General features: G+C 68.2%; 22 protein-coding genes. 7 read left to right on the forward strand and 15 right to left on the reverse strand.

Annotation, left to right across the window (positions count from 1 at the left end):
- Position 1 precedes the first annotated feature (1 nt).
- The gene (gene purQ, locus AC1U2B_RS13180) at positions 2–676 is read right to left on the reverse strand and encodes a phosphoribosylformylglycinamidine synthase subunit PurQ (RefSeq protein ID WP_480217128.1); all 675 of its coding nucleotides are present in this window, start codon (positions 674–676) and stop codon (positions 2–4) included.
- Entirely contained in the window at positions 673–912 is a 240-nt protein-coding gene (gene purS / locus AC1U2B_RS13185; RefSeq protein WP_043390368.1) for a phosphoribosylformylglycinamidine synthase subunit PurS, read from the reverse strand. The genes purQ and purS overlap by 4 nt, the downstream gene beginning before the upstream one ends.
- Positions 913–1,005: 93 nt before the next feature.
- Here purS and AC1U2B_RS13190 point away from each other — a divergent pair, with 93 nt between their 5' ends.
- On the forward strand, positions 1,006–1,656 hold the full coding sequence (locus AC1U2B_RS13190; protein WP_418003671.1) for an MBL fold metallo-hydrolase: 651 nt from the start codon (positions 1,006–1,008) through the stop codon (positions 1,654–1,656).
- Between the two features lie 32 nt (positions 1,657–1,688).
- Positions 1,689–2,267, forward strand: coding sequence for a phosphatase PAP2 family protein (locus AC1U2B_RS13195; protein ID WP_480217129.1), 579 nt, complete (start codon positions 1,689–1,691; stop codon positions 2,265–2,267).
- 3 nt (positions 2,268–2,270) lie between these two features.
- Here the strand turns inward: AC1U2B_RS13195 and AC1U2B_RS13200 are convergent, their stop codons facing one another.
- The 3 genes from AC1U2B_RS13200 to AC1U2B_RS13210 form a co-directional block, all read right to left on the reverse strand.
- Complete coding sequence (locus tag AC1U2B_RS13200) at positions 2,271–3,911, reverse strand: FAD-binding dehydrogenase (RefSeq protein ID WP_480217130.1); 1,641 nt, start codon at positions 3,909–3,911, stop codon at positions 2,271–2,273.
- 24 nt (positions 3,912–3,935) lie between these two features.
- Complete coding sequence (locus AC1U2B_RS13205) at positions 3,936–4,640, reverse strand: DUF2334 domain-containing protein (RefSeq protein WP_480217131.1); 705 nt, start codon at positions 4,638–4,640, stop codon at positions 3,936–3,938.
- An 88-nt stretch (positions 4,641–4,728) separates the two neighbouring features.
- Complete coding sequence (locus AC1U2B_RS13210) at positions 4,729–5,280, reverse strand: TetR/AcrR family transcriptional regulator (protein WP_480217132.1); 552 nt, start codon at positions 5,278–5,280, stop codon at positions 4,729–4,731.
- A gap of 79 nt (positions 5,281–5,359) precedes the next feature.
- Between AC1U2B_RS13210 and AC1U2B_RS13215 the strand changes: the two genes are divergently transcribed.
- The gene (locus AC1U2B_RS13215; protein ID WP_480217301.1) at positions 5,360–5,806 is read left to right on the forward strand and encodes a DoxX family protein; all 447 of its coding nucleotides are present in this window, start codon (positions 5,360–5,362) and stop codon (positions 5,804–5,806) included.
- On the opposite strand, the gene AC1U2B_RS13220 is transcribed toward AC1U2B_RS13215, so the two are convergent.
- Together AC1U2B_RS13220 and AC1U2B_RS13225 are read right to left on the reverse strand one after the other, a co-directional pair.
- On the reverse strand, positions 5,735–7,891 hold the full coding sequence (locus AC1U2B_RS13220; protein ID WP_480217133.1) for a S9 family peptidase: 2,157 nt from the start codon (positions 7,889–7,891) through the stop codon (positions 5,735–5,737). The two genes, AC1U2B_RS13215 and AC1U2B_RS13220, sit on opposite strands and share 72 nt — an antisense overlap.
- Positions 7,888–8,787, reverse strand: a complete 900-nt coding sequence (locus AC1U2B_RS13225; RefSeq protein WP_260972287.1) for a phosphoribosylaminoimidazolesuccinocarboxamide synthase — start codon at positions 8,785–8,787, stop codon at positions 7,888–7,890. The genes AC1U2B_RS13220 and AC1U2B_RS13225 overlap by 4 nt, the downstream gene beginning before the upstream one ends.
- 30 nt (positions 8,788–8,817) lie before the next feature.
- Between AC1U2B_RS13225 and AC1U2B_RS13230 the strand changes: the two genes are divergently transcribed.
- Entirely contained in the window at positions 8,818–9,459 is a 642-nt protein-coding gene (locus tag AC1U2B_RS13230) for a hypothetical protein (protein WP_480217134.1), read from the forward strand.
- A gap of 283 nt (positions 9,460–9,742) precedes the next feature.
- Complete coding sequence (locus tag AC1U2B_RS13235; protein WP_480217135.1) at positions 9,743–10,612, forward strand: cyclopropane mycolic acid synthase family methyltransferase; 870 nt, start codon at positions 9,743–9,745, stop codon at positions 10,610–10,612.
- Positions 10,613–10,657: 45 nt separating this feature from the next.
- On the opposite strand, the gene AC1U2B_RS13240 is transcribed toward AC1U2B_RS13235, so the two are convergent.
- The 3 genes from AC1U2B_RS13240 to AC1U2B_RS13250 are packed head-to-tail and all read right to left on the reverse strand — an operon-like array spanning position 10,658 to position 13,930.
- Complete coding sequence (locus AC1U2B_RS13240; RefSeq protein ID WP_480217136.1) at positions 10,658–11,875, reverse strand: cytochrome P450; 1,218 nt, start codon at positions 11,873–11,875, stop codon at positions 10,658–10,660.
- Complete coding sequence (gene purB / locus AC1U2B_RS13245; protein ID WP_480217137.1) at positions 11,872–13,290, reverse strand: adenylosuccinate lyase; 1,419 nt, start codon at positions 13,288–13,290, stop codon at positions 11,872–11,874. The genes AC1U2B_RS13240 and purB overlap by 4 nt, the downstream gene beginning before the upstream one ends.
- A gap of 25 nt (positions 13,291–13,315) precedes the next feature.
- The gene (locus AC1U2B_RS13250; RefSeq protein WP_480217302.1) at positions 13,316–13,930 is read right to left on the reverse strand and encodes a TetR/AcrR family transcriptional regulator; all 615 of its coding nucleotides are present in this window, start codon (positions 13,928–13,930) and stop codon (positions 13,316–13,318) included.
- A 96-nt stretch (positions 13,931–14,026) separates the two neighbouring features.
- Here AC1U2B_RS13250 and AC1U2B_RS13255 point away from each other — a divergent pair, with 96 nt between their 5' ends.
- Positions 14,027–14,923 (forward strand): alpha/beta hydrolase, encoded by an 897-nt coding sequence (locus AC1U2B_RS13255; protein ID WP_480217303.1) that lies wholly within the window; start codon positions 14,027–14,029, stop codon positions 14,921–14,923.
- On the opposite strand, the gene purD is transcribed toward AC1U2B_RS13255, so the two are convergent.
- Positions 14,920–16,188: a phosphoribosylamine--glycine ligase gene (gene purD, locus AC1U2B_RS13260; RefSeq protein ID WP_043987351.1), complete on the reverse strand. Its 1,269-nt coding sequence runs from the start codon at positions 16,186–16,188 to the stop codon at positions 14,920–14,922. The two genes, AC1U2B_RS13255 and purD, sit on opposite strands and share 4 nt — an antisense overlap.
- Before the next feature lie 72 nt (positions 16,189–16,260).
- Between purD and AC1U2B_RS13265 the strand changes: the two genes are divergently transcribed.
- Positions 16,261–16,752 (forward strand): EspA/EspE family type VII secretion system effector, encoded by a 492-nt coding sequence (locus tag AC1U2B_RS13265; RefSeq protein ID WP_480217138.1) that lies wholly within the window; start codon positions 16,261–16,263, stop codon positions 16,750–16,752.
- A gap of 6 nt (positions 16,753–16,758) precedes the next feature.
- Here AC1U2B_RS13265 and AC1U2B_RS13270 read toward each other — a convergent pair whose 3' ends face one another.
- The 4 genes from AC1U2B_RS13270 to AC1U2B_RS13285 are packed head-to-tail and all read right to left on the reverse strand — an operon-like array spanning position 16,759 to position 20,015.
- Positions 16,759–17,985 (reverse strand): hypothetical protein, encoded by a 1,227-nt coding sequence (locus AC1U2B_RS13270; RefSeq protein WP_480217139.1) that lies wholly within the window; start codon positions 17,983–17,985, stop codon positions 16,759–16,761.
- Positions 17,975–18,418, reverse strand: a complete 444-nt coding sequence (locus tag AC1U2B_RS13275) for a carboxymuconolactone decarboxylase family protein (protein ID WP_480217140.1) — start codon at positions 18,416–18,418, stop codon at positions 17,975–17,977. The genes AC1U2B_RS13270 and AC1U2B_RS13275 overlap by 11 nt, the downstream gene beginning before the upstream one ends.
- Positions 18,418–19,269, reverse strand: coding sequence for an NAD(P)-dependent oxidoreductase (locus tag AC1U2B_RS13280; protein WP_480217141.1), 852 nt, complete (start codon positions 19,267–19,269; stop codon positions 18,418–18,420). Before AC1U2B_RS13280 ends, AC1U2B_RS13275 begins: the two co-directional genes overlap by 1 nt.
- The gene (locus AC1U2B_RS13285; protein WP_133762416.1) at positions 19,266–20,015 is read right to left on the reverse strand and encodes an SDR family oxidoreductase; all 750 of its coding nucleotides are present in this window, start codon (positions 20,013–20,015) and stop codon (positions 19,266–19,268) included. The genes AC1U2B_RS13280 and AC1U2B_RS13285 overlap by 4 nt, the downstream gene beginning before the upstream one ends.
- Positions 20,016–20,048: the final 33 nt, after the last annotated feature.

Genomic DNA, 20,048 nt, shown 5'->3' on the forward strand with positions numbered 1-20,048 from the left:
GTCAGGCGCTCAGGACCGCGTCGAGCGCCGAGAAGAAGATGCCGAGCCCGTCATCCGACGGGCCGGTGAGGGCCTCGGTGGCGTGCTCGGGATGCGGCATCAGGCCGACGACGCGGCCGTTGGCCGAGCTGACCCCGGCGATCGAGCGCATCGAGCCGTTCATGTTGTCCCGGTAGCGGAACACCACGCGGCCTTCGCCCTCGAGTTCGTCGAGCACGTTCTCCGACGCGACATACCGGCCTTCGCCCGACTTGAGCGGGATCAGGATGTCGGCGCCGGCTTCGTAGCGGCTGCTCCACGCGGTCGAGGTCGCGGTGACCTCGAGCCACACGTCGCGGCAGATGAAGTGCAGGCCCTCGTTGCGGGTCAGCGCGCCCGGCAGCAGCCCGGCTTCGCACAACACCTGGAAGCCGTTGCAGATGCCCAGCACGGGCATGCCCTTGCCGGCGGCTTCGACGACCGAGGTCATCACGGGCGCGAACTTGGCGATGGCGCCGCAGCGCAGGTAGTCGCCGTAGGAGAAACCGCCGGGGACGATGACGGCGTCGACGCCCTTGAGGTCGGGATCGGCGTGCCAGAGGTTGACGGCCTCGCCGCCGACGGCGCGCACCGCGCGCTCGGCATCGACGTCGTCGAGCGTGCCGGGGAAGGTGATGACACCGACCTTGGTGGTCACGCGTCCTCCCGGTGCACCGAGAAGTCCTCGATGACAGTGTTGGCCAGCAGCGTCTCGGCGACGTGCTCCAGCGTCTCGTCGGACACGGTGTCGTCGACCTCGAGCTCGAACCGCTTGCCCTGCCGGACATCGGACACTCCGGTGATTCCGAGGCGCCCCAGCGCTCCGACAATCGCCTGGCCTTGCGGGTCCAGGATCTCGGCCTTGGGCATCACGTGCACAACGACGCGGGCCACGCGCGCTCCTTTGTTCGGGTCGGATTGCTCGCGCTTACTCTACCGGCGCCGGGAAAAGGCGCGATGCCGCCCGAGTGCCGCCAGAATGGACTGATGGAGCTGACGCACTTCGGACATTCCTGCCTGTTGGCCCGATTCACCGATGGCGACGCGGAAGCGACGGTGCTGTTCGACCCGGGCAACTTCTCGCACGGGTTCGAGGGCATCACCGGACTGGACGCCATCCTGATCACCCATCAGCACCCCGACCACGCCGACCCGGCGCGCCTGCCCGCCCTGGTCGAGGCGAATCCGCAGGCCAAGCTGTACGCCGACCCGATGACGGCGGCGCAGCTGGGCGGGCCGTGGCAGGCGGTGCACGTCGGCGACACCCTCTCGATCGGTCACCTGACGGTGCGCGGCGCAGGCGGCAAGCACGCCGTGATCCACCCGGAGCTCCCCATCATCGACAACATCTCGTATCTGGTCGGTGATGCTGGTCACGCTGCCCGCCTGATGCATCCGGGTGACGCGCTGTTCGTGCCGGATGAGCCGGTCGAGGTGCTCGCCGCACCGGCCGCCGCGCCGTGGATGAAGATCGCCGAGGCCGTCGACTTCCTGCGGGCCGTGGCGCCGCAGCACGCGGTGCCGATCCATCAGGGCGTCGTCGCCGAACAGGCCAAGGGCATCTACTACGGCCGGCTCGACGAGATGACCGACACGGACTTCCGGGTGCTGACGCCCGAGCAGGAGACGCGGTTCTGAGCACGCGGCGGTTCCTGGTCTGGTGGCCCCTGGTGGGGTTCACCGCGACGATCGTGCTGGGCCTGGCCGTGAGGTCAGGTGACTCGGGCCTGGACCGCTGGTTCATGGAGACGTCGCAGGAACTACTCGGCAAGCACCCGTACTGGATGCTGGCGCTGAACCGGGTCCGGGTGCTCGTGCCGCTCTACCTGCTCGCGATCGGCATCCCGCTGTGGCGGCGCGAGTGGCGGCTGGCCACCGTGGCCGCGCTGTGCCCGCTCATCTCGATCATCGGCGCGAAGGTGCTCAAGGTGCTGTTCGGCCGGCCTTGGTACGGCGAGAATCTGGCGTATCCGAGCGGCCACACCACGGTGGCGATCACCGTCGCGGCCATGCTGTTGCTCGCGATCGGTATTCACCCGTGGAGTGTCACGCTCGCCGTGATCGGTGCCGCCATCCCCTCGATTGGCATGGCCAGCAACGACTTCCACTACTTCACCGACATCATCGGTGGTGCGTTCTATGCCACGTCCATGGTGTGCCTGGCGGTGTTGGCCGCCGGCCCGCAGGCCCTGCACCATTCGCGAACCAGGGGCGCCTCCCACTGGGGAAGTGGAAGTGTTCGGCGGTAAACCTCAGCCCACGGCGCGGGCGGCGGCACGTCCGGCGGCCCGGCCCGAAAAGATGCAGCCCCCGAGGAAGGTGCCCTCCAGCGCCCGGTAGCCGTGCACCCCGCCGCCACCGAACCCGGCAGCTTCACCGGCGGCGTACAGCCCGTCGAGCACCGCACCCTCCGGCGTCAGCACCCGCGAATCGAGGTCGGTGTGCAAGCCACCCAACGACTTTCGGGTCAGGATGTGCAGCTTCACCGCGATCATCGGGCCGGCCTTGGGATCGGTCAGCTTGTGCGGCCCGGCAATGCGCGCCAGCCGGTCGGGCAGATACGAGCGCGCCGCCCGGTAGGCGACGGTCTGGCCGTCGCTGGTGAGCTTGCTGGTCATCTCCTTGTCGCGGGCGGTGACCTCGGCTTCGACGGTCGCGTAGTCCAGCGGCACCACGTCGGGCACGTTGTTCATGGCGGTCACCAAGTCCCGCAACGTCTTCGCCGACACAAAGTCCACGCCCTTGTCGACGAACGCCCGGACCGGGGCGGGGCCGCCATTTCGGCTGCGCGCCAGCACTTCCCGCAGATTCTTGCCGGTGAGGTCGGGATTCTGCTCCTGGCCGGACAGGCCGAACTCCTTGGCGATGATGCTCTGGTCGAGCACGAACCACGTGTAGTCGTAACCGGTTTGGCAGATGTGTTCCAACGTGCCCAGGGTGTCGTAGCCCGGGTACAGCGGGTCGGGCAGGCGCTTGCCGGTCGCATCCAGCCACAGCGACGACGGGCCGGGCAGGATGCGGATGCCGTGCAGCGGCCACACCGGGTCGTAGTTGGTGATGCCCTCGGTGTAGTGCCACATCCGGTCGTTGTTGATGATGCTCGCGCCGGCGGCCGCACTGATGCCGAGCATGCGGCCGTCGACGTGCGCGGGGACGCCCGACAGCAGCTGGCCGGGCACCCGGCCCATGCGCTTGGGCCAGTTCTGACGCACCAGATCGTGGTTGCCGCCGATACCGCCGCTGGCGACGATCACGGCCTGCGCCCGGAACTCGAACTCCCCCACGGCGTTACGCGACGACGCTTCGCCGCGGGCAGTGGTCGACGGTTCCAGCACTGCGCCGCGCACACCGGTGATGACGCCACCGTCGACCATGAGCTCATCGACTCGATGCCGGTGCGCGAACTTCACCTTGGGATGCCCGACGACCCGTCGGGCGAAGACGTCGACCAGCGCCGGACCGGTGCCCCAGGTGATGTGGAAGCGCGGCACCGAATTGCCCGGCCCCTTGCCGTCCCAGCCGCCGCGCTCGGCCCAACCGACCAGTGCGAAGGTCTGCAGTCCGCGCTCGCGCAGCCACCTGCGCTTCTCGCCGGACGCGAAGTCGACGTAGGCCCGCGCCCACTGCTCGGGCCAGTGATCCTCGCTGCGGTCGAATCCCGCTGTGCGCAGCCAATCTTCCAGCGCTCGCTCGTAGCTGTCGCGGATTCCGACGCGCCGCTGCTCGGCGCTGTCGACGAAGAACAAGCCCCCGAACGACCAGAACGCCTGGCCACCGATATTGGCCTCGTTCTCCTGGTCGACGATCAGCACCGACCGGCCGCGCTCCAGCAGTTCAGCGGCGGCGACCAATCCGGCGAGCCCGGCCCCCACGACGATGACGTCAGCGTCCATGGGGCCACGCTAGCGCCCCGGCCTTCAGGCCGCGTCGGTTAGTGCCGGGTCCGGCAGCCACTCGTAGGCCGCGGGGCCGCAGCGGTGCATGAGCGAAAGATCGATGGCGTCGAGCATGGCCTGCCGCGGACCGATCCGCCGCAGCTGGGAGGCAGCCACGGCCAGCCGGACGGTGCCGCCGCGCCGGGCTGTGCGTTCGGCGGCCAGCACCAGGGTGCGACACCACCATGGCTCGGTGAGGAAGCCTTCGCCGATGCCGAGAACCCGGGCCCGCAGGGTCGTCGACCGCACCAGATCGGTGATGCCGCTGTCTCCAGCCAGCAGCCGGAAACCGTTGCGCGGCAAGGCCATCACGGTGCCCTGTGACGCCGTCCAGCCGGGTGCCGCGAACAACCGGGTGCGCAGCCCGAGGTGTTCGAGCACCCGGTCGGCGCCCATGAGCCGCAGGTTGGCCTCGTGGGCGGGCAGCGCGGCGAATTCGCCGCGGCGCTTCTTGCTGGCCGCTTCGTCGAATCCGTGCAGGACGACAGAGGCTCCTGCTGCGCGTTGTTTGGTCAACCACTCGGCGGTCGGAATGTCGCGGTCCAGTCGGTAGCCGCCCTTGAGCCGCGGGGCGACCAGCAGCGATGCGGGAATCTGACGTGCGTCGAGTTCGCTACAGAAGTCGGCGACATCGCCCAGCGTGCGGTCCCGGATGCCCGAGATCGAGACGATCAATTGGCCAGCCATGTAAGCAGTGTGGCAACTCCAGGTGTCTCGATGGTTGCCGTGACATTGGTGCCACCTGAACAGTTCCCGCTACCGCCAGCGAGACGTTTCAGCCGGAGAAGAGGATTCGGGCGAGGCGCTCGGCGGTGTCGACGGGGTCGGTGTCGGTGACCGTGCCGTTGAGCGTCAGCAGCGCGAAGCCGTGCACCAGCGACCAGGCGGCCAGCGCCGAGCCCTCGGGGTCACGCTGCGCGTTGGGATCGGTGAGGGTCGCGACGCCGCCCGTGAGTTCGGCCGCCGCCTCGTCCTCGGCGGCACGCAGGTCCGGGTCGGCCGGGTCGTAGAGCATCTTGTCGAACATGACGGCGTAGTGGCCGGGGTGGTCGAGGGCGAATTGCACGTACACCCGTGCGGCGTAGGCGAATTCGGGCTTGGCGTCAGCAAGTGCCGCAGCCAGTAGCGTGAAGCCCTCGGTCGCCAGCGCGGTGAACAATCCGCGCCGATCGGTGAAGTGATGGGCGGGCGCCGCGTGCGATACCCCGGCCGCGCGGGCCAGCTCGCGCAGCGAGATGGCGTCGGCGCCGCGTTCGGCGACGAGCGCGGCCGCCTGCGCCAGGATGACGACCCTCAGGTCGCCATGGTGGTAGCTGCCCTTGGCCATATCGACATCCTATCTTGACAGCGACTAGTTCAGGGCTATCCTCAATCTAGACACCGACTAGATGAGGGAGGCACAGTTCGTGGCCGTACTTCTTGCTCTCGTCCTGGGCAGCCTGGGCGCCCGCACTGTGGGCTGGCTCGGGGTTGCTTACGTCAACAGCTGGCCGAACGCCATCGCGGTCGGCCTGGCGCTGATGTTCGTCATGACCGGGATCGCGCATTTCGTTCCCGGCATGCGCGGCGACATGATCGCGATCGTCCCGCCGCGGCTGCCGTCGCCAGAGCTGCTGGTGACGGTCACGGGCGTGCTCGAACTGCTCGGCGCGGCCGGTCTGCTGTTCCCACCCACCCGCGTCGCCGCGGCCATCTGCCTGTTCCTGTTGATGCTGGCCATGTTTCCCGCCAACATCTATGCCGCGCAGATGCCCGATACCCCACCTTCGATGGCATCGAACCTAAGCGTGCGCTCCGTCGAGGAGGTCATCTACCTGGCCGCTGCCATATTTGTCGCGGTCCGCGGTGGCTAGCACCCACGCGTACTGGAACGCCGCTTCCTTCCACCGCTCATAGCGCCCGCTGGTGCCACCGTGTCCGGCGGCCATCTCGGTCTTGAGCAGGACGGGATGGTCGTCGGTCTTGGTACTACGCAGGGCGGCAACCCATTTGGCCGGTTCGACGTAATACACCCGGGTGTCGTTCAGCGACGTCATCGCGAGAATCGCCGGATACTCCTGCGCCGTCACGTTCTCGTACGGCGTGTAGGACTTCATGTACTCGTAGACATCCTTGTCCGCCAACGGATTACCCCACTCGTCCCATTCGGTGACGGTGAGCGGCAGCGACGGATCGAGGATGGTGGTCAGCGCGTCGACGAACGGCACCTGCGCCAGAATCCCGGCGAACAACTGCGGCGCCATGTTGGCCACCGCACCCATCAGCAGACCACCGGCGCTACCGCCGAGGGCCACCAGGTTCTCCGGCCGGGTGACCCCGGTGGCGATCAGATGCTCTGCGGCACTGATGAAGTCGGTGAAGGTGTTCTTCTTGTGCAGCAGCTTGCCGTGCTCGTACCAGCCGCGCCCCAGCTCACCACCGCCACGGACGTGGGCGATGACGAACACCACGCCACGGTCCAGCAGCGACAGCCGCGCGATCGAGAAGCGCGGGTCCTCGCAGGACTCGTAGGCGCCGTAGCCGTACAGCAGCGCCGGCGCCGGGGTCGGCGCACCGGCCCGCTGGATGACCGACAGCGGCACCTTCGTGCCGTCGGGCGCGACGGCCCAATCCCGGCGCTCCAGGTAGTCCGCCGGCCGGTAGTCGCCGAGAACCGGCTGCTCGCGAAGGAGGATTCGCTCGCCGGTGGCCAGGTCCAGGTCATAGATCCGCACCGGGATGACGAACGACGTCGCCCCCACCCGCAGCCGCGGCGACGACCAGTTCGGGTTGCCCGACAGGCCTACCGACATCAACTCCGACTCGAAGGTGATCTCTTGAGGATCGCCGTAGTTGCCGTCGGAATCCAAGGGCCACAGCTGGATTCGCGGCAGCGCTTCGCTGCGGTAGCTGATCACCAACTGGTCGGCGAAGGCGTCGACACCGTCCAGGCGGACGTCGTCGCGGTGCTCGATCAGCGTCCGGGCGTTCGTCAGGCCGGTCAGTGGGGCATCGGACACGGGCACATCTACCAGCGTGAAGTTCTCCGCGCCGTCGTTGTGCAGGATCAGGAACCGGTCCTCACCGCCGATCACCGCGTGCTCGACCGAGTACTCCACAGAGTCCTTGCGCGGCAACACCACTGCGAACTGGGCCTTGGCGTCACCCGCGTCGGCGTACCGCACCTCGGAGGTGACGGCACTGCCCGCGGCAATGAAGACGTATTTGTCGCTGCGGGTGCGGCCGACCCCGACCCAGAACCGCTCGTCGGATTCGTGGTGCACCTTCTCGCCGGGCAGCCCGGAACCCAGCCGGTGCCGCCACACGGTGTCCGGACGCCAGGCGTCGTCGACCGTGACGTAGTAGAGCGTCCGGTTGTCGGCCGCCCAGGTACCTCCGGCACCGATGCCGGTGATCCGGTCGTCGTACAGCTCGCCGGTGCGTAAGTCCTTGAACTTCAACGTGTATCGCTCGTCGCCGACAGTGTCGACGGAGTACGCCAGGATGTTGGCGTCGACGCTGACGGTGGCCGCCCCGAGCGAGAAGAAGTCGTGGCCCTCGGCCTCGACGTTCTCGTCCAGCAGCACCTGTTCGCCGGGGACCTCGGTGTGCTCATCGAGCTGCGGCGGCGTCCAGTCGTCGGGATCGCTGATGGGGCAACGGCAGTGCACGCTGTACTGCTTGCCCTCGAAGCTGCGGGCGTAGTACCACCAGTCGCCGCGGCGCGTCGGCACCGAGAGGTCGGTCTCCTTGGTGCGGGCCTTGATCTCGTCGAAGATCTTCTGCCGCAACGGCTCCAGCGGCGCGGTGATCTCCTCGGTGTAGGCGTTCTCCGCGTTCAGGAGCGCGAGCACCTCGGGGTCGTTCTTGTCCCGCATCCACTCGTACGGGTCGATGAACACGTCGCCGTGGTGCTCGCGGCGGTGCTCGACCTTCTTGGCGACGGGAGGCCGGCTCATGCGCCGATCCAATCCGCAAAGCGGCGACCCGAAATCCGTTCGTACGCTTCGATGTACCGCGCCCGCGTCGCCTCGACGATGTCGTCGGGCAACGCCGGCGGCGGGGTGTCACCGGCGCGGTCCCAGCCGGAGTCCGGCCCGGTCAGCCAGTTCCGGACGAACTGCTTGTCAAAGCTGGGCTGCACCACACCTTCGGTGTACCCATCGACCGGCCAGTACCGGGACGAGTCCGGCGTCAGCACCTCGTCGGCCAGCACCAGAGTGCCGTCTGCGTCGACCCCGAACTCGAACTTGGTGTCCGCCAAGATGATTCCCTTGGTGAGCGCGTGCGCGGCGGCGGCGCTGTACACCTTCAGGGTCTCGTCGCGCAGCTGCTCGGCCCGCTCGGTACCCACCAGCTTCTCGACGGCGTCGAACGCGATGTTCTCGTCGTGCGCACCGATCTCGGCCTTCGTCGCGGGCGTGAACAGCGGCTCGGCGAACGGGCTGGCCTCGGTCAGCCCCGCGGGCAGGGCGATACCGCACACCTGCCCCGTCTTGCGGTAGTCGATGAGCCCCGAACCGGTGAGGTATCCGCGCGCCACACACTCGACCGGCATCATCTCCAGGCTGCGCACCACCAGGGCGCGGCCCAGCACCTCGGCGGGGATTCGCTCGTCGTCGGCCGGGCCGGCGAGGTGGTTGGCGGTGCCCAGCTGCTCGGCCAGGTAGTCGAAGAAGAAGACGCTCATGGCGGTCAGGACCCGGCCCTTGTCCGGAATCTCGCTGTCGAGCACGTAATCGAACGCCGAAATCCGATCTGACGCGACGAACAGCAGGTGGTCGTCATCGATGCGGTACAGGTCGCGAACCTTACCGCTGGTCAGATGCCGGTAGTCGGACAAAGCTGGGCGCATCGGACCACCCTATCTGTTGGGATAGCTGGTATGAGTTCGCGCTACGTGCCCTACGCCCGGACGCCGGGCCGGTTGCTCGCCCAGCTGACCAGCGACGTCGTCGCGCTGGTGTGGTTCGTCATCTGGATCTCGGTCGGCGTCGCGGTGCACAGCGCCATCGCCACCATCGCCGACGTCGGGCGTCAGGTGCACGACGGCGCCGGCGGCGTCGCCGACAGCCTGGCCTCTGCCGGCCACAACGCCGACGGGATTCCCCTGATCGGGAAGGCCTTCGGGGGTCCGTTGCGATCGGCCGGCAGCGCCGCCGTCGACATCGCGGGGGCCGGTGACAGCCTGAACAGCACGGCCAGTTGGCTGGCGTGGGTGCTCGCGCTGGCGGTGGCGTTGCCGCCGATCCTGGCCGTGGCGATGCCGTGGCTGGTGCTGCGGATCCGGTTCTTCCGGCGCAAGTGGACGGCGGTGGCGTTGGCCTCGACCGACGCCGGCGAACAGCTGCTGGCGTTGCGGGCGCTGGCCAACCGGCCGTTGGCCAAGCTCACCGAGGTCTCCGACGACCCGGTGACCGCCTGGCGCACCCACGACACCATCGCGATCCGGAAATTGGCGGCGCTGGAGCTGCGGTCCGCGGGCCTGCGGCCGGTTGGCCAACATATTCGGGACGTCTCTGGATGATCGCTCCAGCAGCGTGGGCGCCGCCGGACCGCGACGTCCTGCCCTGCTGATTCCTGCCCAACTCCATTGCTTCAGCAGTTTGTACCCATCAATTTCGATGTTCGAGCCATCCAACTGAAGTTTGGCGACGAATACCTGAAATGAATGCCTGGCTGGTCCGGCGAACCACGCTGCCCCCGCTTACGTGTTCTGAACATCGCATCGCGTAGGGACCGTCGCTGTGGCCGGCCCGACAGATGTGCACGTGACAGCACTCCACATCCACTGCCGGGAAGGAAAAGCCATGGCAGACAAACTCAAACCACATTTCGCGGACGTGCAAGCGCACTACGACCTGTCCGACGACTTCTTCAGACTGTTCCTGGACCCCAGCCAGACCTACAGCTGTGCCTACTTCGAGCGCGACGACATGACCCTCGAACAAGCCCAAACAGCCAAAATCGACCTCGCCCTCGGAAAACTCGGCCTGGCCCCCGGGATGACGCTGCTCGATATCGGCTGCGGCTGGGGCGCCACCATGCGACGCGCAATCGAGAAGTACGACGTCGACGTCGTCGGACTGACGTTGTCCAAGAACCAGGCCGCGCATGTCGAGCAACTGCTGGACGGGATGCAGACCACCCGCTCCCGTCGCGTGTTACTGGAAGGCTGGGAGCGATTCGACAAACAGGTCGACCGGATCGTCTCCATCGGCGCGTTCGAACACTTCGGCCACGACCGCTACCCAGCGTTCTTCCAGATGGCCTACGACGCCCTCCCACCCGACGGCGTGATGCTGCTCCACTCCATCTGCGGCTTCGACCCACGCCAGGCCGCCGAACTCGGTATTCCGATCACCTTCGAGCTGGCTCGATTCATCAAGTTCATGACGACCGAGATTTTCCCGGGTGGCCGACTGCCGTCGACCGCGATGGTGGAACAGCACGCCACCGCAGCCGGATTCACCGTGACCCGGGTCCAGTCACTGCAGCCGCACTACGCGAAAACCCTCGACCTCTGGGCCGAAGCACTCGAAGCACACCGCGACGAAGCCATCGCACTGCAATCGGTCGAGGTCTACGACCGATACATGAAATACCTGACCGGGTGCGCAAAGGGTTTCCGGCTGCGCCAGGTCGACGTCAACCAGTTCACCCTGGAGAAAACCCCGTGATTTGTGCACGATTTTCCGCGCCACCCGCGGATTTTCGTGCACAAATCACGACAGTGACACCCAGAGGTGCCGCAGCCCGGTGTGCCGGTTGCTGCGAGTCCATTCCGGTGGCCGAACGACCTGGATGTCCGGGAACCGGGCCAGCAGCTCGTCGAACAGGACCCGCAGCTCGAGACGGGCCAGGTTCGCGCCCAGGCAGTAGTGCAGTCCCTGCCCGAATCCCAAGTGCGGATTGGGTTTCCGGGCCACGTCGAAGGCCATCGGATCGGTGAACACCCGCTCGTCGCGGTTGGCCGAACCTTCCCAGACCACGACCTTCTGCCCCGCCTCGATGGCGCACCCGCCCAGCTCGACGGTGCGGGTGGCGGTACGCCGCTTCGACGGCGACGGCGAGGTCCAGCGCACCATCTCCTCGATCGCCGACGGCAGCAGTGCCGGGTCCGCGCGCAGCAGTGCCAGCTGAGATGGGTTCTCGCACAAGGCCAACAGCCCGCCGGCGACCGAGTTGCGCGTGGTCTCCGCGCCCGCACTGAACAGCAGGTTGAAGAACAGATAGACCTCGAGGTCTGACACGTCTTCGGCGTTGGCCACCACGGACAGCATGTCGTCGGTGGGTTCGGCCCGCTTGGATGCGATCAGCTCCATCCCGAAGTTGTACATCCGGGACCCGGCTTCCTGCACCGACAACCGGGTGATGGCGGCCTTGCGCGAACCGCCGAAATCGAAACTCGGCTCGATCGCCTCGAACAGCCAATGCCGTTGCGACTCAGGGATACCCATCAGGATGCAGATCATCTGCATGGGCAGCTCGGCGGCGATGTCGACCAGGAAGTCAAACGGCACACCCGGCTCCACAGCGTCCAGCAGCGCCTGGGTGCGCGCACGCAGGTCATCCTCGACCCGCGCGATCATCCGCGGCGTCAGCCCCGACGACACCAGCCGCCGGATCTCCGCGTGCCGCGGGTCGTCCATCATGTTCAGCACCTGGCCGGCGATGGACAGGTCCTGGATCAGGGTCCCGCCGAACGGCCGCGAACCGCCCGTCACCGACGAGAACGTCACCGGATCACGCAGTACCGCAAGGGTTTCGGCATGGGTGGCGACGGACCAGAAGCCCTCGCCGTCCGGGGTGTTCTCGGTCGGCTCGTGCCAGTACACCGGGGCTTCGACGCGGTGCCGCGCGAACAGCTCGTGCGGGAAACCCGACGCGAAGTTGTCGAGGTCGGTCAGGTCGACCCCGGCGAGACTTCGCGCCAGGGTCACAGGATGGCGCCCGAGGTGTACTTGGCCGCCTCCGGGTACTGCCCGACCAACCGGTCCACCGCAGCCACCACGGCGTCGACCTGGTCACCGGACGCACCGCTGAACGCTTGCTTGTCGGCCAGCGCCGCATCGAGCTCGACGCGGTCGAGCGGCAGCCGCGGATCTGCGGCCAACCGATCCAGAAGGTCTGGTTCCAAACCCTTTTCGCGCATCGCCAGCGCCACCGCGACGGCGTGCTCCTTGATGACCTCGTGCGCGGTCTCGCGGCCGACGCCGGCGCGCACCGCGGCCATCAGGATGCGGGTCGTCGCCAGGAACGGCAGGTAGCGGTCGAGCTCACGCTGGATCACCGCAGGGTAGGCGCCGAACTCGTCGAGCACCGTCAGGAACGTCTCGGTCTGCCCGTCGATCGCGAAGAAGGCATCTGGCAGCGCGACGCGGCGCACCACCGAGCAGAAGACGTCGCCCTCATTCCATTGCGCCCCAGCCAGTTCCGCGGCCATCGAGCCGTAGCCGCGCAGCACGACCTGCAGACCGTTGACACGTTCACACGACCGGGTGTTCATCTTGTGCGGCATGGCCGACGAGCCGACCTGCCCGGGCGCGAAGCCCTCGGTGGCCAGTTCGTGGCCGGCCATCAGCCGGATGGTGTGCGCGAACGACGACGGACCGGCGCCCAACTGCACCAGCGCGGACAGCACGTCGTGGTCGAGCGACCGCGGGTACACCTGGCCGACCGAGGTGAAAACCTCGGTGAATCCGAGGAATTCGGCAACCCGGCGCTCCAGGTCGGCCAGCCGCGAGGCGTCACCGCCGAACAGGTCCAGCATGTCCTGCGCCGTCCCCATCGGCCCCTTGATGCCGCGCAGCGGGTACCGGTCGATCAGCTCCCGCAGCCGGGTCAGCGCGACCAGAGTCTCTTCGGCTGCAGAGGCGAACCGCTTGCCGAGGGTGGTGGCCTGCGCCGCCACGTTGTGCGAGCGACCGGCCATCACCAGGTCGCGGTACAGCGCGGCGTGCTCGGCGAGCCGCGCCACCACCGCGACACCGTGCGAGAACACCAGTTCCAGCGACTGCCGGATCTGCAGCTGCTCGACGTTCTCGGTGAGGTCGCGGCTCGTCATGCCCTTGTGCACGTGCTCGTGGCCGGCCAGCGCGTTGAATTCTTCGATGCGCGCCTTGACGTCGTGGCGGGTGACGCGCTCGCGCGCGGCGATGGACGCCAGGTCGACCTGCTCCAGCACGCGCTCGTAGTCGGCCACCACACCGTCCGGCACGGCCACCCCGAGCTCGGACTGCGCGCGCAGCACGGCCAGCCACAGCCGGCGTTCGGCGACGATCTTGTTCTCCGGTGACCAGATGGCCACCATCTCGTCGCTGGCGTAACGGTTGGCCAGCACATTGGGGATGCTCACGGGGCTTAAGCCTACTTCGGCCTATTTACAGGGCGATCCGGCGTTCTTGGTCGAAGGGCGCCAAGACGTCGATGACGTCCACGAGGGTCGCCCGGGCCGTCGCGCGCGGGCCGTCACCGTCACTGACCATCGAGGCGACCACCGCCCCGTCCACCGCGCAGACCAGGGCCGTCAGCAGTTCGGCGCGCACCGAGCGTCCCGACCGTTCCACCACCTCGATGACGGCGTCGGAGCGCTGCTTGAGGATGCGTCGCTGCACGTCCCGCAGCCCGGGCTGGCGGGCGCAGGCGATGTAGCGCTCGTAGCGGGAAATCAGCTGGTCGGACGCCCGGTTACCGTCGCCGACCAGCAGATCGACCAGCAGATCGGCCGTCGCGTCGGCGCCGCGGCGGCGCCGGGACAGCGCCGAAACCCGCAGCCGCAGCTGCTGCGATTCGGATTCGCCGACGTGCTCGACGGCCTTTTCGATGAGGTCGTCGAGGGACGAGAAGTAGTACGTGGTGGAGGCCAGCGGCAGCCCGGCTCGCTGCGCCACGGCGCGGTGCCGGACGGCGTCGAAGCCCCCCTCGCACAGCAGCTCGGCGGCGGCGCTGACCAGCGCATACCGTCGCCGTTCCCCCTTAGGGGTGACTGCTGTCATCACCAGGTAAATGCTGCCAGCAATGGTCACGTGGTGATCACGAATTGACGTAATCCATTAGGCATTACTCAGGAATGACGCCTGGTGGCCGATGGCATGATGGCGGCCATGACAGAGCTGAGCCGACGCGCCGTCCTCCGTCTCGGAGCGGGTGCCGCCGCAGGGGCCGCCGGCGCGTTCGCGTTGGGGTCGACGATCAACCGCCCGGCCGTCACCGCGCAACCGGTGACGATGACGAGCGTGGGAACGCCGCTGGCGCCACCCCCGGCCGTCGCGGACCCGGCGCCCACCTATGTGACGGGCTCGTTCGTCTCGCAGGCCCGTGGCGGCGTCTCGACCAACTGGGCCATCGCCCGCCCGCCGGGCCAGACCGCGCCGCTGCGCCCCGTGATCGCGCTCCACGGCAAAGGCAGCGATGCCGCGACCGTGATGGCCGGCGGTGTGGAACAGGGGCTCGCACAGGCCGTGGCGGCGGGACTGCCGCCGTTCGCGGTGGTGGCCGTCGACGGCGGTGGCGGCTACTGGCACAAGCGGGCATCCGGTGAGGATGCCGGCGCGATGGTGCTCGACGAGCTGATCCCGATGCTGGCTGGTCAGGGGCTGGATACCTCGCGGGTGGGCTTCCTCGGCTGGTCGATGGGCGGTTACGGCGCGCTGCTGCTGGGCGGTCGGCTGGGGGCGGCCCGGACCGCGGCGATCTGCGCGGTGAGTCCGGCGTTGTGGACGTCGTCGGGCGCGACGGCTCCGGGCGCCTTCGATGGCGCGGGCGACTATGCGGCCAACTCGGTGTGGGGACTGCCCGGGCTGGCGGGCATCCCGATCCGGATCGACTGCGGCGACAGCGACCCGTTCTACTCGGCGACCAAGCAGTTCATCGCCCAGCTGCCCAACGGTGCGGCGGGCGGGTTCTCCCCCGGCGGGCACGACGGGGCGTTCTGGAGCTCACAGCTGCCCGCCGAGATCTCCTGGCTGGCCCCGCTGCTGGTCGCCTAGAGGGAGATGCGGCCCTCAGCGGCGGCGAGGCCGATGTCGGTGCGGAAGTGGCTGCCCGGCAAGCGAACTGACTCGATGATCCGATAGGCGTCGGCCCGCGCGGCTGCCAGGTCCGCGCCGGTGCCGACCACCGACAGCACCCGGCCGCCGGAGGAGACGACGCTGCCGTCGGCCCGGCGGGTGGTGCCCGCGTGCAGCACGCCGGCCGTCTCCGATCCGGTGATCACGTCGCCGACGCGGGGACGGCCCGGGTAGTTCTCGGCGGCCACGACGACGGTCACGGCCGAGCCGTCCTGCCACTGCAGCTCGCCCAGCGAGCCCAGGGTTCCGGTGGCGGCGGCGTTCAGCAGCGAGCCCAGCGGGGTCTCCAGCAGCGCCAGCACCGCCTGGGTCTCGGGATCGCCGAAGCGGCAGTTGAATTCGACGACGGCCGGCCCCTGCGAGGTGATGGCCAGGCCCGCGTACAGCAGCCCGGAGAACGCGCTGTCACGCCGAACCAGTTCAGCGGCAACGGGTTTGACGACCTCGTCGACGATCTGGTCGACGACGGCGGCGGGCAGCCACGGCAGCGGCGTGTAGGCGCCCATGCCACCGGTGTTGGGTCCGCTGTCGTTGTCGCCGACGCGCTTGAAGTCCTGGGCGGGCAGCAGCGGCACCACGGTCTCGCCGTCGACGACGCAGAACAGCGACACCTCGGGTCCGTCGAGGAACGACTCGAGCAGCACCGGGTGGCCGGACTCGAGCAGTTCGGCGGCGTGCGCGCGGGCCGCGTCGCGGTCAGCGGAGACGACGACACCCTTGCCGGCGGCCAGGCCGTCGTCCTTGACGACCCACGCCTGCTGACCGGCAGGCGGGCCGAAGCGGTCCAGTGCGGCGTCGAGGTGAGCGGGGTTGTCGACGATCTCGCTGGTCGCGGTGCGAACCCCGGCAGCGGCCATGACGTCCTTGGCGAATGCCTTCGAGCCTTCGATGCGGGCGGCGTCCTTGGACGGCCCGAAGCAGGCGATGCCGGCCGCGCGCAGGGCGTCGGCGACCCCGAGCACCAAGGGCACCTCGGGTCCGATCACCACCAGGTCGGCGGACAGCTTCCTGGCCAGCGCGACCACCTCGTCGGCGGCGGTGATGTCGACGTCGTGTTGTTCGGCGACGGCGGAGGTGCCGGCATTGCCAGGAGCGACAGCCAGGTAGTCCACCTGGGGGTCGCGGCTCAGGGCAAGCAGCAGGGCATGTTCACGGGCTCCAGAGCCGATCACGAGGACGCGCACAGCCACACACTAATAGCTGGTCGGCTCGTCCTAAACTGGGCAGGCCCGACGCACGCGAGGAGGTCCACACCGGTGGAGCCGCTGGATGCCTTCCTGCTGATGTGGGAACGGGCCCGCGCCACCTTCGGCGAGGGCGTTCCGCACGACCGCACCGAGTTCGACAAGAGCGCGGAGCTGCGCGGGCTGCAGGACCAGGTGAAGGCCGCGGGTCCCGGATCGCACTGGACGGGCGGCGCAGCCGACCGCTACGCCGACGCCAACCACGAGCATGCCCAGGCCCTCGGCCGGCTGGCCGATCTCGACAAGCTCGTGGGCGACGAACTCGAGCGGTCCGCCGACGTGGTCAACGGCGGGCGCCGGGAACTCGACGCGCTCAAGCAGTGGGTGAACGACCTCGCCGACGAGGCCAAGAAGACGCCGACCGCCGCCGCCGACCACGCGCTGTGGTCGGCGATCGGCAAGGCCAGCGGCGATGTCGCCGACATCATCCAGCGCTCACACACGGACCTGTCGGGGGTCGCGGGACGAATCCAGAGTCTCGACCGCGAGTTCGACGACTTTTGAGCGCGCCTAGACCACCGTCAGCGGCAGGGATTTGCGTTCTTCGAAAACCCACGCCGCCCCGCTGCTGACCTTGCACACCGAGACCTCGCCGAGTTCCTTTGCCGGGGTGTCGGTTTCGACGAATCGGACGGTCCAGTCGGTGTCGGTGCCCGACACCTCCGCGCGCAGCAGCGGGTTGACGGCCGTCGCGATCGCCTGCAGCGGCAGGACGGACCCCGGGGACACCAGGGCGATCCAGGCGTCGTCCTCGTGCGCCGGCGAGGGGTGCACGTGCGCCTCGTCACCCGAAACATCAACGGACACATAGGCGGCCGGGTTGAGCAGCGGATGCAGCTCCAGCACGCGAAGGGCGCCGGCGGCGTCGTTCGGCAGCTCCAGCACCCGCCGGATGCGTTCGGCCGCAACACCGGAGATGCCGATCAGCGACTTGGTCCGGATCGACCGTTCCTTGTCGACGTCACCGTCGCAACGGGCCCGCACCGCCAGCGCGAAGGACAGCACCAGCAGGTGCATCTGCAAGCACACCTCGTCGGCGATGCGTACCAGGGCCGAGTGCGAGAAGGCGGAGAAGTCGACGTCGCTCAGCAGCGCGCCGGAGTAGTCGGCCTGACCGTCGTCGGACGGATCGATCGCATCGAGCTCGCAGTTGTACGCACCACTCGCGCCGATGATGTCGAGCTGCGGGATGAACCCGACCTCGGGATAGGACTCGTCGATGGTGACGGTCCACGCGCAGGCCGGCGTTCGGCCCGCCGGCACGCGCGGCGGCCGGTGGATGGGGCGCACCTGGCAGCGCCGGTTGGTCGCCAGCGCCGTCGCGTCGAACGTCGGATCCTCGATGTCGTGGCACATGCCGCGCACGTAATCGGGGCCCATGGGCTCGACATCCATCAGGGCGCCGCAGTGGTCGAGGTGGAACTCGCCGTGCCAGCGATCGTGCACGGTGTACCGGAAATCCATGAACTGCGGCGGTGCGCCGATGTCGAGCTGCAAGCCCTTGAAGATCGTGATGACGTCCACGCCTTCGTATTTCAGCGCCTTCTGCATCCGCTTGGTGTACAGCGGGCTGGAGCCGGCCCACTCCTCGATGGCGACCTGCAGCATCTCTTCGCGGCCGAATTCGACGATGCACCAGGCCATTCCGGCGCGGTCGATGAGCTGGCCGATCAGCAGCAGCTCCGGCACCAGCGCGGCGAGCTCGGCACGCGACAGCGAGGCATACCTACTGGTCATCGAGCTCGGTCCCGGTGTTCATCTTGACCGCGGCGTTGACGTTGGCCTTGCGGTCCTCGCCGAGACCCTTCTCGGCAGCCTTACGCCGCCTGGCCACCACCTTGGACACCGTTCCGTTGAAGGCCGAACCGAGCGGGAAGCCGAGGTACTGGGTGAGGAAGATGCCGATGTCCTTGAGTTCGGCCTCGGTGAACTCCTCGTTGAGCAACGCGGCGTTGACCTGGATTTCCGCGAGGTCCTGCGAGCCGACGGCAGTGACGCACGTGAACGTCATGAGCCGCTTCTCCCGCATGGACAGTCCGGGCTTGCTCCAGATGGTGCCGAACAGGTGATCCACGGTGAGATCGAAGTACGGGTCGCCCTCGATGTTGGGCATCTCCCAGCCGTAGACCTCGTTCATCTTCGCCAGGCCCTTGGCGCGCAACTCGTCCATCACTGCTCCTTCGAATGCGGTACGCCGAGTCCCTCGGCGAGGTTGGCCAGGGCCAGCTCGGCGAGCGGAAGGTCCACTCCCACAGCAGAACCCAGACCGAGTGCCAGCGACAGGTCCTTCTCCGCCAACCCCCGGGTGTGGACGAACATGTTGTAGAGGAAGTGGTCGGGCGCCAGTGGCTTGGTGTCGTCCCGCGCCATGATCGCGCCGGGTCCGCCGGACTGCGCGTCACTGTGCCGCACCACGCGGCCCAGCTTCTGCAGGTCGATGCCCGACGCCTCGGCCAGCTTCTGCGCCTCACACGCGGCGGCGAAACCGATGAAGGTCAGCATGTTCCGGGCCAGCTTCATCCGGGTGCCCGCGCCGGGCTCACCGGCGCGCACCACCAGCGAGGCCCACTGTTTGAAGACGGGCTTGACCTTGTCGTAGGCGTCGTCGTCGGCGCCGACCATGACCGCCAGCTCGCCCTTGCTCGCCGCGCCGGCGCCACCGCTGACCGGGGCGTCCACGATGTGAATCCCCTTGGGCCGCAACTGCTCAGCCAGCTCGACGGCGGTCGTCGGTTCGATCGTGGAGTGGATCGCGATCACCGTGCCGGGCTCGGCGTGTTCGGCGAGCTGCGTCACGACGTCGCGGACCTGCTCGTCGTTGAGCACGGTCACGCTGATCACGTCAGCCTTGGCGACCTCCGCAACGCTGGTGGCCAGGGTGGCGCCGAGTTCCGCGAACGGTGCCATGGCCTCGGCGCGCATGTCGAAAACGACGAGCCCGCCCGGCCATTCGGCCAGCCTCTTGGCCATCGGCGCGCCCTGGTTTCCCAGACCGATATACCCGAGTCGCACGTCGCTCATGACCGGATGATCTGTCCGCCGTCGACGTTGAAGATCTGCCCGGTGATCCAGCTGGCCTCGTCGGACAGCAGGAACAGGCACATACCGGCGAGGTCTTCGGGGGTGCCCATCCGCGCCAGCGGGAGGGTCTGGACGATCTGCTTCACGATGGCCTGCGGCGTGGTGCTGCGGTTGGCCTCGGTGTCGATGGGCCCCGGCGCGATCGCGTTGATGCGGATGTTGCGCCAGCCCAGTTCACGGGACAACTGCTGCGTCAGGCCATTGACGCCGACCTTCGCCAGCCCGTAGAAGTTGGCGTAAACCCATGCCGCCGTGGAGGACTGGTTGACGATGGAGCCGCCGCCGCGCTTCTCCATGTGCGGGAACACCGCGCGGGTACACACCAGCGCACCGTCGAGGTTGACGCTCATGAACTTGCGGTAGTAGTCCCAGTCCACGGTCAGCAGACCGTCGAGCTTCATACCGCCGAAGATCGCGGCGTTGTTCACCAGGTAGTCGATCCCGCCGAACTCGGCCACGGCCTGGGCGGCCATGTCATTGGCCGAATCGATGTCGGAGACGTCGACCCGGACAGCCAGCGCCTTGCCACCCTCGGCCTTGATGCCGGCGGCCACCTTCTCGGCGCCTTCGACGTTGATGTCGGCGATGACGACCGCGGCGCCTTCGCGCGCCAGCGACTCGGCGTAGACCTGGCCGATGCCGCCGCCGGCTCCGGTCACGATCGCGACCTTGTTCTCGAACCTCATGATTTCCTCTCCGCCGAATGGGCAGTTACTACA

The organism is Mycolicibacterium sp. P4_G11 (assembly GCF_056555145.1).